The 12,916-nt window shown below is 59.0% G+C and carries 11 protein-coding genes and 1 other RNA gene; all 12 read right to left on the bottom strand.

What is annotated here, in order from left to right:
- Positions 1-43: 43 nt before the first annotated feature.
- The gene (locus tag PVA19_RS09435) at positions 44-1,477 is read right to left on the bottom strand and encodes a UDP-N-acetylmuramoylalanyl-D-glutamyl-2,6-diaminopimelate--D-alanyl-D-alanine ligase (protein ID WP_274102183.1); all 1,434 of its coding nucleotides are present in this window, start codon (positions 1,475-1,477) and stop codon (positions 44-46) included.
- Positions 1,474-2,934 (bottom strand): UDP-N-acetylmuramoyl-L-alanyl-D-glutamate--2,6-diaminopimelate ligase, encoded by a 1,461-nt coding sequence (locus PVA19_RS09430; RefSeq protein WP_274102182.1) that lies wholly within the window; start codon positions 2,932-2,934, stop codon positions 1,474-1,476. Before PVA19_RS09430 ends, PVA19_RS09435 begins: the two co-directional genes overlap by 4 nt.
- A gap of 58 nt (positions 2,935-2,992) precedes the next feature.
- Positions 2,993-4,732 carry a peptidoglycan D,D-transpeptidase FtsI family protein gene (locus PVA19_RS09425; protein ID WP_062426516.1) on the bottom strand — a complete coding sequence of 580 codons (1,740 nt, stop codon included), beginning with the start codon at positions 4,730-4,732 and terminating at the stop codon, positions 2,993-2,995.
- Positions 4,732-5,295, bottom strand: a complete 564-nt coding sequence (gene ftsL / locus PVA19_RS09420; RefSeq protein WP_062426515.1) for a cell division protein FtsL — start codon at positions 5,293-5,295, stop codon at positions 4,732-4,734. Before ftsL ends, PVA19_RS09425 begins: the two co-directional genes overlap by 1 nt.
- A gap of 2 nt (positions 5,296-5,297) precedes the next feature.
- The gene (gene rsmH / locus PVA19_RS09415) at positions 5,298-6,323 is read right to left on the bottom strand and encodes a 16S rRNA (cytosine(1402)-N(4))-methyltransferase RsmH (RefSeq protein ID WP_113327896.1); all 1,026 of its coding nucleotides are present in this window, start codon (positions 6,321-6,323) and stop codon (positions 5,298-5,300) included.
- A gap of 14 nt (positions 6,324-6,337) precedes the next feature.
- Complete coding sequence (mraZ, locus tag PVA19_RS09410) at positions 6,338-6,778, bottom strand: division/cell wall cluster transcriptional repressor MraZ (RefSeq protein WP_062426513.1); 441 nt, start codon at positions 6,776-6,778, stop codon at positions 6,338-6,340.
- A gap of 389 nt (positions 6,779-7,167) precedes the next feature.
- Positions 7,168-7,571: RNase P RNA component class A (gene rnpB / locus PVA19_RS09405), an RNA gene on the bottom strand.
- Positions 7,572-7,655: 84 nt separating this feature from the next.
- Entirely contained in the window at positions 7,656-8,849 is a 1,194-nt protein-coding gene (locus tag PVA19_RS09400) for an FAD-dependent oxidoreductase (RefSeq protein WP_274102180.1), read from the bottom strand.
- A 114-nt stretch (positions 8,850-8,963) separates the two neighbouring features.
- Positions 8,964-10,151, bottom strand: a complete 1,188-nt coding sequence (locus PVA19_RS09395) for an FAD-dependent oxidoreductase (protein ID WP_274102179.1) — start codon at positions 10,149-10,151, stop codon at positions 8,964-8,966.
- Between the two features lie 177 nt (positions 10,152-10,328).
- Complete coding sequence (locus tag PVA19_RS09390) at positions 10,329-10,865, bottom strand: lytic transglycosylase domain-containing protein (RefSeq protein ID WP_062426510.1); 537 nt, start codon at positions 10,863-10,865, stop codon at positions 10,329-10,331.
- A gap of 247 nt (positions 10,866-11,112) precedes the next feature.
- Entirely contained in the window at positions 11,113-11,880 is a 768-nt protein-coding gene (locus PVA19_RS09385; protein ID WP_062426509.1) for an N-acetylmuramoyl-L-alanine amidase, read from the bottom strand.
- The gene (locus tag PVA19_RS09380) at positions 11,877-12,617 is read right to left on the bottom strand and encodes a J domain-containing protein (RefSeq protein ID WP_062426508.1); all 741 of its coding nucleotides are present in this window, start codon (positions 12,615-12,617) and stop codon (positions 11,877-11,879) included. Before PVA19_RS09380 ends, PVA19_RS09385 begins: the two co-directional genes overlap by 4 nt.
- Positions 12,618-12,916 lie beyond the last annotated feature (299 nt).

Here is a 12,916-nt window from a genome sequence, read left to right as displayed (position 1 = left end):
GTATCGAGCGCAGAAAGCCGAAAAATTCGGGCTTTCAGGCTTCCTAATTCTGGCGCTCCGTCTCGGGGAATGCCGGATACTTGTCAAGAAGAGCCGAGACAATCTTGCCAAAACCGATGCCAAGTGACGATTTTATCATTACCACATCGCCCGGCTGCACCCATTTCAACACGAAGTCAGCCAGCTCAGCGGTCGTCGGGAACCAGGACACATTGACGCTTTCGGGAAGCGCATCGCGAAGATGCGCCATCGATTCTCCGGCAAGCCACACATGTTCGATGCCGGCAGAAAGGATCGGACCGGATAGCTCTTCATGCACCTCCGCGGTAAACTCGCCCATCTCGAGCATGTCGCCGAGAACCGCAATGCGCCGTCCGTTGCCGCGCACTTCCGCCTGCGCCAGGAGCGCGATCGCCGCGCGCATGGAGGCCGGGTTGGCGTTATAGCTCTCGTCGATCAGGAGGAATGACCCATCGCCAACCGACAAGCGGTGGCGCTCTCCCCTGCCCTTGACGGCTCGAAGATTGCCGAGCGCATGGAAAGCGCGATCGAGGTTGGCACCGGTCACAGCGACGACGCCAAGGGCAGCCATGGCATTTTCTGCGACATGACGACCCGGCGTACCGATGTTCAGCTCGCTGGTCTCGCCATTGATGATCGCCCAGATGGTCGAGCCATTCGGCGTGCTTTCGAAATCTGCAAGCCGGAAATCAGCCTTGGCATGCTGGCCGAAAGTCAGAATATGGTCGATGCCGACATGAAGTGCTGCCGCCTCCAGCCGCTCGAACTGCGCATTGTCGCGGTTGAGGATCACCGCACCGCCGGGCAGAACACCCTCGAAAATTTCAGCCTTTGCGTCGGCGATCTCTTCGAGACTGTTGAAGTTGCCGAGATGCGCCGCTGCAATGGTGGTTATGATCGCCACATGCGGCTTCACCTGCTTTACCAGTGGACGAATTTCGTTCGGATGGTTCATTCCCACTTCGAACACGCCGAATTCGGTATCGGCGGGCATACGCGCCAGCGTCAGCGGCACGCCCCAGTGATTGTTGAAGGACGAGACCGCGGCATGCACCTTGCCCGATGGGGCCAGCACCTGCCGCAGCATTTCCTTGGTCGTCGTCTTGCCCACCGAGCCGGTAACCGCAATGATGCGTGCTGAGGTCCTTTCACGCGCAGCAATACCAAGCTTGACGAGGGCGGAGAGAACGTCATCGACGACGATCATCGGCACCGTCAGGCGTCCAAGTGCCGGCAGCTTGGCCTCGGCGACAACCATCAGGCTCGCGCCATTGGCAACGGCAAAACTTGCATAATCATGGCCGTCGACCCGGTCGCCCTTGATGGCGAAGAAGGCTTCACCCTGCTGCACCGTGCGGCTGTCGATGGAAATGCCCGTGATACCTTGCGGCAGATTGCCGACCGGACGTCCCGACGTAACGGCAATCATGTCCGCAACTGTCCATAACCAGTTCAAATCTTCAATCCTTCCAGCGCCGAACGCACCTGTTCATGGTCCGAAAACGGCAGTGTTACGCCGCCGATGATCTGACCTTCCTCGTGCCCCTTGCCCGCAACGATCAATGTGTCTCCATTCCCCAGCATCGACACGGCATGGCGGATCGCCTCTGCGCGGTCTGCGATTTCCATTGCACCGGGCGCCGCCGCCATGATCTCGGATCGAATGGTGGCAGGCTCTTCGGAGCGTGGGTTGTCGTCCGTGACGATCACCACATCCGAAAGCCGTGTTGCCACCTCGCCCATGATTGGACGCTTGCCCTTGTCGCGATCACCGCCGCAGCCAAACACAGTGATGATGCGGCCCGAGGTGAAGGGACGCACCGAGCTCAGAACATTTTCCAGCGCGTCGGGCTTATGGGCATAATCCACATAAGCCAGCGCGCCATTCTTCGTCTGTCCGACGAGTTCGAGACGACCGGCAGCACCGATCAGCTTTTCCAGCGCCTTCATCGCCACCGATGCGGACACGCCGGTCGACATGGCAAGACCCGCCGCGACCAGTGCATTAGCAACCTGGAAATCGCCCGCAAGCGGGATATCAACTTCGTGGATTGCACCTTCGTGATGCACCTCGATCATCTGCTTATGGCGGAAGTGCTCGACACGCTTCAACGCCAGATAATCGCCCTTACGGCCAACCGTGCGCACATCGTGACCGGCCTTCGTCGCCACCTCTATCGCCTGAGCCGACCATGGATCGTCGGCAAAGATGACGACGGGTGAGCCCTTCGGAAGCAGCGTATCGAACAGCCGCATCTTCGCGGCCATATAGTCCTCGACCGTTGGATGGTAATCCATGTGGTCGCGACCGAGATTGGTAAAGCCGGCAGCAGAGAGTTTCACGCCATCCAGACGACGTTGATCAAGACCGTGGCTGGATGCTTCCATTGCCGCATGGGTCACGCCTTCCGATGCCAACTCAGCCAGAAGCGCATGCAGCGAAACCGGGTCGGGCGTCGTCAGCGAACCATATTCTTCGCGGCCGGGCGCAATCACACCGGTCGTGCCGATCTGCGCGGCTGGATGACCAGCGAAAGCCCAGATCTGTCGGGTGAAGGACGCAACCGACGTCTTGCCGGCCGTGCCGGTGACGGCAACCATCGTCTCAGGCTGCTTCCAGTAGAAGCGGGCAGCGGCAAGCGCGAGATACAATCTTGGATCGGAAACGACGAGAACCGGCACATCTGCGGAAACGGGCTGGCCCGAAACGATCGCGGCAGCACCCTTGGCAACCGCGTCCTGCACGAAGGTCGCGCCATCCGCTTTGTTGCCGGAAACGGCGACGAAGAGCGCGCCCGGCTCAACCTTGCGGCTGTCCGCCGTGATTGAGGTGATGGTCAGCGCTCCGGCATCTGCGCGAAGCAATTCATTCAGTTCCGGAAACGACTGTCCCGATAGATCTCGCAAATTCATTGATGTGTCCGTCATGTCCCCCCGACGCGAATCGCCGGTCCATCATAAGCTGTACCAATCAATAAGACACGAGCAAGGCCGAGCCATCCTTGCCGAACTTCGGCTTCACGCCGAGGATCGCAGCCGAGCGGGTGATGATGTCATGCACCATCGGGGCCGCGGACGTGCCTGCAAGTGCCGCACCATTGCCCTTGTCCGTCTTCGGTTCGTCGATGAAGGAAAGAACCACATATTCGGGCTTATCCATCGGGAAGGCCGATAGGAAAGCGTTGAAGTTCTTGTCGTGGACATAGCGGCCATTGACAACCTTGTCGGCCGTTCCGGTCTTTCCGCCGACGTTGAAGCCTTCGACGCGGGCGTTGCGGCCGGAGCCATTGACGCCGTTCCATTCGAACAGGAAGCGCATGTCGCGGCTGGTGGTCGGCTTGATCACCTGCTTCGCCACAAGGTCGGCCTGTTCGACGGTGCGCGGCAGGAAGGTCGGTTCGATCAGCTTGCCGCCATTGACGAGGGCCGCACCGGCAATCGCCGTCTGCAGCGGCGTGGTCGATACACCGTGACCGAAGGAAATCGTGATGGAATTGATCTTCTTCCACTGGCGCGGCTGTGTGGGCATCGCCACTTCCGGCAATTCCGTCTGCATCCGGGACAGCAGGCCAAGACGGGTCAGGAACTCCTTATGCCCTTCGGTCCCAACCGTATCGGCAATTTTCGCCGTACCGATGTTGGAGGAGTATTGGAAGATTTCCGGCACCGACAAGATGCGTCCCTTGCCGTGGAAGTCCTTGATGGTGAAGCCACCGATGCGGATCGGGAAGCGCGCATCGAAGGTGGAGCCGAGCGAGATGCCGCCTTCGTCCAGACCCATGGCGATGGTGAAGGACTTGAAGGTCGAGCCCATCTCGAACGTGCCGTTCGACATGCGGTTCAGCCAGCCTTCCTTGGCGCCTTCCGCCGGGTTGTTCGGATCGTAATCCGGCAGCGACGCCATGGCGAGGATTTCGCCCGTATGCACGTTGATGACAACAGCACCTGCGCCAATCGCCTGGAACTTCTGAATGGCATTGACCACCACTTCGCGCACGATCGCCTGGACGCGCAGATCGATGGAAAGCTTCACCGGCTCAAGCGGCTGGTCGGAGGTCATGCCAAGCGCTGTCAGATCGGCCAGCCCCTGGCTGTCGAGATAGCGCTCCATGCCGGCAACGCCGCGGTTGTCGATGTTCACGTGGCCGACAACGTGGGCCGCCGTCGGACCACCCGGATAGAAGCGGCGCTTTTCAGGACGGAAACCGATGCCGGGAATGCCAAGCGCCAGGATCTGGCTCTGCTGCTTCGGTGTCAACTGACGGCGCAACCACTGGAAGCGCGAATTGTTTGTCAGCTTCTGATAGGTGCCGCGCGTGTCGAGATCGGGCAGAACGGTGCGCAGCTTCTCGATCGCCTCATCCACGTCAACGATGCGATGCGGTTCGGCAAAAAGCGACACGGTGCGGATATCGGTGGCCAACACTTCGCCGTTGCGATCCAGAAGATCGGGACGCGAGGCCATCAGCCTGTCGGCGGGCGCAATACTGGAAACGGTTTCCTGCTGGGCCAAGCCATATTGCACCAGACGACCGCCGATAACGCCGTAGAAGCAGACGAAGCCGAAGATCAACAGGCCAACGCGGCTCTTGGCCTGCGAAGCGCGCTTCTTGCGTGCGCCCTCAAAGGCAGCATGGTCCGCCCCACCGATCGTGCTGGCGGAAAAATGGGCCTTGCTCTTCAAAACCATGACGCGAGAGAGAAAAGACATCAGTCCACCGATCCTGTTATCGTTTCATCCATTTCGCCGGACTCGTCGCCAATCGGCGCTTTCGCAGCAGGCATTGGCTGCTTGGGCACACGGGCCACATGCGAGCGCGGCGCTGGTGCCGGAACAGGCTTGCCGCCAGTGGCGACGATCTGGCCGGCAGGTGCCGATTTCGGCTTGGCACCACCAAGTGTGGCGCCCGGCTTGGAGCCGTTGACCGCAGCAGCGATCACATCCTCGACGCTCATGCCCTCCGGCTCTGGCGGCTGCGGCAGTTGCGAACGCAACATCGGCAGCTCCTGCGGCTGTGCGAGTTGCGTCGGCAGCGTCGGCGTCAATTGAAGATCGGCCTGATAGGCGTTGACCAGACGATGCAATCGGTTCGGCTGTGTCAGAAGCGCCCAGTCGGCGCGCAGAAGATCGATCGTATCGCGCTCGAGTTTGATTTCGGCTTCAAGCTTCTTGACGGATTCAAGCTTGAGATCGGCCTGATGCTTGATGGAATAGGTGACGACGGCCGCTGACACCATCACGCCGACGAGAATGAGGTCGAGTGTACGCAGCATGGTCAGCCTCCCATCTTTTCAAGGCTGGCGAGATCGGGAAGTTCGAAAATGGAAATATCTGCCGGACGTGCCGGAGCGGTGGTGCGAATGCCGGCGCGCAGCTTGGCGGACCGGGCGCGCGGGTTCAACTCCGCCTCTTCCTCGCTCGCCGCAATCATAGGCTTGCCGAGCGAATCGAAGATCGCCGGCTTGTCTTCCACCATCGGCATGTGGCGAGACCCTGCCGCGCGACCGGAACGATCGGCGAAGTACTTCTTCACGATACGGTCTTCTAGCGAGTGGAAGGTAACGACGACGAGGCGTCCGCCGGGCTTCAACACCTGTTCGGCCGCAAACAAGGCCTTTGCCAGTTCGCCCAACTCGTCATTGACGAAGACGCGCAGCGCCTGGAAGACGCGGGTTGCGGGATGGATCTTGTCCTTCGCCTTGCGCGGCGTGACGATTTCGATCAGCCCGGCAAGGTCGCGCGTCGTGCGGAAGGGCTCTTCCGCGCGCTTCTTTTCGATGGCACGGGCAATACGCCCTGACTGCTTTTCCTCACCGAGAAAGCCGAAGATACGGATCAGGTCGCCGACCTTGCAGCGGTTGACGACATCGGCCGCGGAGACGCCGGATGCCGACATGCGCATGTCGAGCGGTCCGTTTTTCTGAAAGGAGAAGCCGCGCTCGGCCTCATCGATCTGCATGGAGGAGACACCGATATCCAAGACCACGCCATCGAGGCCTTGTGCAGGCGCATGCGCTGCCAGATCGGAAAACTGCGATTGAATGAGAGAGAGCCGCCCGCCATTGGCGGCAACCATCGGCTGGCCCCCAGCGATGGCAGTGGGATCACGATCGAGAGCAATGACATTCGCACCGCGCTCGAGGATCGCCTGGGTATAGCCGCCAGCGCCGAATGTACCGTCGAGAATGATCTTGCCTTCCGCGGGATCGAGCGCGCTTAGAACTTCGCGAAGGAGAACCGGAATGTGGCGAACAGGTCCGCCACCGGCATCAGAAGATCGTCCGCCAGAATTCGCCGCCATTCCGTGTCCCCGCCTTATACGGGACGAACAGCAGAAAAACTGCGCCCCGTTCTTGCCGCCGTCTGCGCCTCGTGAAACGCTTCCGGCTGCCACAACTGAAAATGATCCGCCCGACCGACAAAGGTCACTTCGGTGGTGATAGCGGTGAAGTCCCGGATGAAATCCGTGACCATCAACCGCCCTTCCCCGTCGAGCTTCATGAACACGCCGCCACCGTGAACCAGCAGCGACATTGCATTGGCTTCCGGCGAAAACGCGTCCATCGACGCGATCTGCCGCTCGTAGCGATCCAACAGGTCCGGCCCGCCAATGCTGATGGCCGGAAAAGCGAAATCCTGAAGACAATAAAGCTCCTGGATGTCGCGTTGTGCCAGCACCGAACGAAACGCCGATGGAACCGAAACGCGCCCCTTGGCGTCGATCCTGTTCGTCACGTTCGATAAAAAGCGCCCCATATGACAACTCGCCAGAAACGCCTGAAGCCGCATGCTCAGGCGACACCGATACGCACGACAAATCGCTGACCGGCAGAACAAAAAGTCCTGCAGCCTTGGAAAGGCCTTGTCTCCGTTTCAGCGATTGCGGGTCAAAAACACGACCCCTTGTGGTGTGCATTTGGGATACCATGGGACACTATGGGCGTCAATGGGAGAAGGCGGCGCGAACCGACTTCGGATTCGAATATTCATATCCCGTTAAGTTTAACGAATGGTTTACCGGCAACCGTTTCACGCGGCATCTCTGCCTTCCGTAACGGAAGTTTTAATGAAAAATAGTTGAACGATAACAATGACCTATTGCGATCGCCGGAATCGGCTTCGCATGAGGAGTGAAAAAGAGAGAAATCGCCAGTTGGCCTGTAAGCCGGGTTCTGTATGGCCCCGGTTTGACCCGGAACGTGGCAGCCATTCATCTGGGACGACATTTGCATGCCGCCTCGCGCAACCCACCCGGATGACTCGCCCAGAAACAGGCTGTAGGCGCTGCTTCCGCGGCACCCCACGTCATCCCTATTCGGTCTTGCTCCCGGTGGGGTTTACCATGCCACCCCTGTTACCAGCGGCGCGGTGGGCTCTTACCCCACCCTTTCACCCTTACCACCTGAAAGGTGGCGGTCTACTCTCTGCGGCACTTTCCCTAGGGTCGCCCCCGCCGGACGTTATCCGGCACCGTGTTTCCGTGGAGCCCGGACTTTCCTCACCTCACCGTCTTTCGACATTGATAAAGCGCGGCTGCCCGGCCAACTGGCACGCGCTCCTTAGACGGGTTCAAGATGAAAAGCCAACGGAAAATCGTCGCAAGTTGAGCTGCGGTTAAAGGGAGCCGCCAGACTTACGAGGCGAAGACCGGTGCGAAATCCGTCTCGTAACCTTCGTCCTCGATATGGCCTTGGGCCAACAGCACCGCGCCGAGCCGCCCGATCTCATCTGAACTCTTCGCCGCTGCGCCACAGCCGCCGGTCAGAACCGCAATCCGCCCAGATCCGCAATAACCTATCGCCGGATATCCGCTTGGCGTATAGGACGTGACACAGGCCGCCATCGACAGTCGTGTCACATCGATGCTGGGAACAAGCGTCTCTATGATGGCTGCGAAATTATTCCGCACCTCAGGCTTTCCGCCAGTCCGAAACCAGGCGCGGATCTCCGCATCCGTACCGAGCAGAATATTTTCCGGATCGCCGCCAATCTTCAGATAGGCCTTGCCATCGGGATAGACGACCGGCGGCAGAAGATAGATGTGCTTGGTCGGGTCACTCGGCTCATAGATCAGCGACGGCATTTCTGAAAAGCCTCGAAGATCGGCATCATCGACCTCGAAGAATGCAACGGTGCGAGCATACACATTCATCGAAAGTGCCTGCGGCAACAGCCCTTCCGCAATCGAAAATCCGCCCGCAGCCACGAGCACCTTTTCCGCCGTATAGCTTTTGCCGGAGGCAGTGGTGACGGTCGCCACACCACCCTCGTCCCGGACCGAAACGACAATATCGTCATAGCGCATCACGCCGCGCTTCTGCGCTGCCAGGATTTGCGCGCGCACCATTTCGCGTGGATTGATGTGACCGGCATTGCGCCTTTCGAAGACACCTTCGCAACCACTTTCGAAGGAAAAATAAGGGAAGCGCTCGATCAACTCGGCATCTTCAAAAACGTCGGTATCAACCCCAAGCGTCTCGGCCGCAGCGCAGACATTCTCTATATAGGGCACACCGGTGCCACGCGCCTTGCCGACAATCAGACAACCGACCTCGTGGTAGAAGCCTATCCCGCTCTCGCGCTCGATCTCCCGGTAGCGCTCAATCGAGCGATTGGCGAGCCGCGCCCAATCCGCATCATCATCGATGGTCCGCGTGATCCGCGCCGCATCGTAGTGGCTGGCAAACACACCCTGATGATGTCGGATGTCGGCGGGCTCATGCGGCCCGATCAGCGCCACACCATCCGATTCGAGAGAAAGATGCCGAGCAGCAGCAGCCCCCATCATGCCCGCACCGACGACAATATATTTGAACTGCGCTGCCATAACTGCTCTCAACCGATTTCAGATTCTGCGTCAAAGACTTGTAGCGGCTTCCTGATTCACCGCCAGAGGGATTTGAGTGTCTTGATGAAGGACTGCCTCCTGACACATAGGCCGTCAGACGAGCACCGGCGCCATCTGCGCCGCAAAATTATCCTCGCTCAACTGCCCCTCAAGCAGAAGCACCGCCCCAAGCCGGCCAATCTCATCGGAAGATTTCGCCGAAACGAAATTGCCACCGGTCAGCACCGCAATATTGGAAGACGATGTGTAGCCGATATACGGATAGCCAGTGCGGGTAATGGAGGCAACGCAGGAGCCGGACGTCACGGGGCATCCGGCAAGAGCGGGCATCAACTCGATGGCGCGACGGACAAGGAAATCCACCTCACTCGCAGTCCCGTCGGAATGAAACCACTGGACCGCCTGATCGAGTGTTTCCAGCCTGCCCTTTTCGCTTTCCCCGCCAATCTTCAAATAGACCTTGCCATCCGGATAGCGAACAGGTGGGAGAATGTAAACGATGTCGTCTTCGCTCGCCGCCAGCACGATGGTGGAGGGCATGCCGGCAAAGGCTTCCTGCTTCTCATCGTCCAGTTCGAAGAAGGCGATGGTGCGGCCGGTTGCCGCCATGTCCACTTTAACAGGCAGAATGTCGGCCATATTGGTGAAGCCGCCCGCTGCGACGATCACCTTCTCCGCCGTGTATCGATGCCCCTCCGAGGTCTCTATTTCGACGCCTGAACCGCCATCGAAAACCTTCACCACCGTCTGACGAAGGATCGAGGCACCCTGTTGCCCGGCAATCGTGATTTGAGCCTTCACCAAGGCGCGTGGATTGACGTAACCGGCATTGTGCGGCTCGAACCAGCCATGGTGATCGTCCGGCAGAGAGAACATTGGAAAACGAGAGGAAAGCGCGTCCGGCTCGTAGGTCTCGACTGTCAGACCCAGCGCGTCTTTCCTGCCCATGGCGCCCGAGACATAATCACCGCCCAGCCCATTGCCATTGCCGGTGAAGAGGCAGCCCAACTCGTGATAAAACCGGATGCCGCTCTTTTGCTCGATCTCGGCATATCGTTCGATCGAGCGCTTCGCGAGTTCCGCCCATACCGGGTCGCCGTCAAAACCGCGCGTGATCCGCGCCTCATCATAATGGCTGGAGAACACGCCGTAGTGGCTCTTGCGGTCTGTCGGCTCGGCAGGACCGATCAGCGCCACGCCCTCCGTCTGCGAAGAAAGATGGCGTGCCGCAGCGGCCCCCATCATTCCAGCTCCGATCACGATGTATCTGAAGTCGGTCATCCTGCGCTCCGTCGTAGAGCGCCGTGCGTCCTATTGGACGCACGAAGGACGCTTTACCTTTTTGAATGGACGCATCGTGCTTTCCGAAAATCGCATCCAATTTTCGGGCCGATGCTATCGCCGTTCTCGACTAACAAAATCTGCCGGCAGAAAGAAGCCCAAACCGCACCGATACGATCATCCCTGGAGCAGCGCCTGCACCTTGCCACAATAGGCCTTCGACACCGGGTTCATACGGGTTGCCCCATGACCTGCATTGTAGCGCAAAATGGTGCTGCAGACTTCGCCGCCGCCCAGCTGATGCGCCGTGGCGAGATACTGCATCCCCCAGCGAATATTGGTTTCCGGATCGTAGAGCGCCTTCACCGTGCCGCGATAGCCCATCATCCTTGCGGTAGCTGGCTTGATCTGCATGAGCCCGACTTCGCCAGCACTTCCGCGGGCCTTCGGATTGAACCGGCTTTCCACCGAAACGACCGCGTGCGCCAGGTTCGTCGGTACGCCGTAACGCTTGGCATATTTGACGATAAGATCGGAGTAATCGTTCTTCAGCGTGGCAGGAAGGGTCCGCTCAGGGATGGGGTAACCGGGTTTGCGGAAATAGGTCTGCAGCGTCACGGTCTTGGTTTTCACGTCATCCTTGGCAACAACAATTCCGGTCTGCACGGCCAGCATCGAGATGCAGACCGAGACAGCAACAATCACTCTTCTCATCAGTAGAAATAGTCTCCAGTCACAAAGACATCCAGTAATGGACGCGCAAGGGCACGCATCGGGAAAGTCACGGGAACAATCCTTCGGAAAGTCTTCGTCATTGATATTGACGGCGTCTAGGACAACACCCAGCCGGCCGCATTTCGATGCGGCGTTTAAAGTCGGCCAATAAGGATTTACTGTGGCAAGGGCCTAGGAACGCAATGTGGACCAGCGCCGATCACGCCGCTTTTATCGACAACGACGCCTACGCGCGCTTGAACTTGGGCAGTTGCGAAATCAACCGGTGCAGCGTGTCGATGGTGGAGAAATCGGCGATGCCATCCACCAGCGCAGGCCGGAAATGACGCTGGAAAGCTGCAACTGCGCCTTCCGTCTTTTCACAATAACTGCCCGAAATTTCAACGCCGTAGCCATAGAGCGACAGCATGGACTGCAAGGCCTCAACCGGTTGTCCGCTGTCGCCGCGCTGGAAGAAGCGTCCGCCGCCGATTGGCGCGGGTTGGACCCAGTGGCCGACGCCCTTCTGCGACAGGATGTCCCATGGGAACTTCTCGCCCGGATCCACCTTGCGAACAGGGGCAATATCGGAGTGCGCGAGCACCCGCTCCGGCGCAATCGACCACCGCGCGCCACAGTCGCGACATAATTCGGCAACGGCGTCGATCTGGGCTTTAGGAAAATCCGGAAGGCCAGCAGGGTGGCCGCCATTGGCGATCTCGATGCCTATGGAACGCGAGTTCAGATCGATTTCGCCCGCCCAGAAGCTCTTGCCCGCATGCCAGGCCCGACGGCTCTCCGGCACCATCTGAATGACATGTCCGTCTTCGAAAACGAGATAGTGGCTGGAAACCTGACTTTCCGGCTCGCAAAGCCAGGACAGCGCGCGCTCGGCGCTTTCCATCCCCGTATAGTGAAGAATGATGGAGTCGGGTGCGCTCACCCCCACCCGCTCGCCATGGTTTGGCGAGGGCTGGACGCTGGCACCGGCATAATCCGGCAGAAAGTCACTCATGCGACGCGGCGTTCTCTCTCGATGGCCGCATAGGCGGCATTGAGTGCCGCCATACGCTCATTCGCGGCCGCATGCAATTCCATCGGAACGCCACGGGCAATGAGCTTGTCGGGGTGATGCTCGGCCACCAACAGACGGTAGCGCTTGCGGATATCGGAGAAGTCGTCGGATGGCGAAACGCCGAGGACGCGGTAGGGATCTCGGCCGTCCATGTGGACATGGCGCGCCATGATCGTTTCGAAATGATCCTCGGTGATCCGGAAGATTTCCGCGATCCGTCCGAGAAAGGCCATTTCACGCTCATGAATCAGGCCATCGGCTTTGGCAATGTGGAACAGACCATCGACGACGCTTTCCAGCATCTCGCAATTTTCACGGCCCGTACCGCAGAGACCCGCAAGCCGCTCGGCGTAGGCCTCATAACCGGCAACGTCCTGACGCGCGAGGTTATAGAGCCTTGCGACGTTCTTGGCTTCCTCCTCCGGAAAATCGAATATCTGGCGAAAGGCGCGCACCTCGGCATCGTTCACGACACCGTCAGCCTTCGCCATCTTGGCGGAAAGAGCGATGATCGCGACTGAGAAGGAAACCTTGCGGCGGGTTTCCGGATCGCCTTCGAAAACGGTTCTAACCGCTTCGATCACTCGACCCAGCACATTTCCTGCCGCTTCGCCGATCGCGCCGAGCAGCCGCTCCCAGAGGGATGAAATGTGCAAACAGGCGAAATCGAACATCATGTCTCTCAGCATGACGGCTCCATGGTGTGAATGCAAGACGCATAAAGGTCGCAGATCATTAAGTTTTCGTCATCTTAGCTTCGCTTTATGCTGATTGTCTGACACCGCCGTAACAGCTTTTCCACAAGCCGGTTCCGAGGTCGTCGACACTTCTTGGCATTGAAACGATTATATTCGCCAAGCAGTTCACCGATATTCGAAAATACCGCGAAATACCCGTTTTTCTTGAGAAATTAACTTTACATGCAAAACAGGCTGTCGCATCCATTTGCCCCAACACGCATTGAGAACCGACAAAG

Source organism: Agrobacterium sp. CNPSo 3708 (genome assembly GCF_028674915.1).
Taxonomy (GTDB): domain Bacteria; phylum Pseudomonadota; class Alphaproteobacteria; order Rhizobiales; family Rhizobiaceae; genus Agrobacterium; species Agrobacterium cavarae.
The sequence above is the reverse complement of the archived record's forward strand: the minus strand, read 5'-3'. Positions and strand labels throughout refer to the sequence as shown.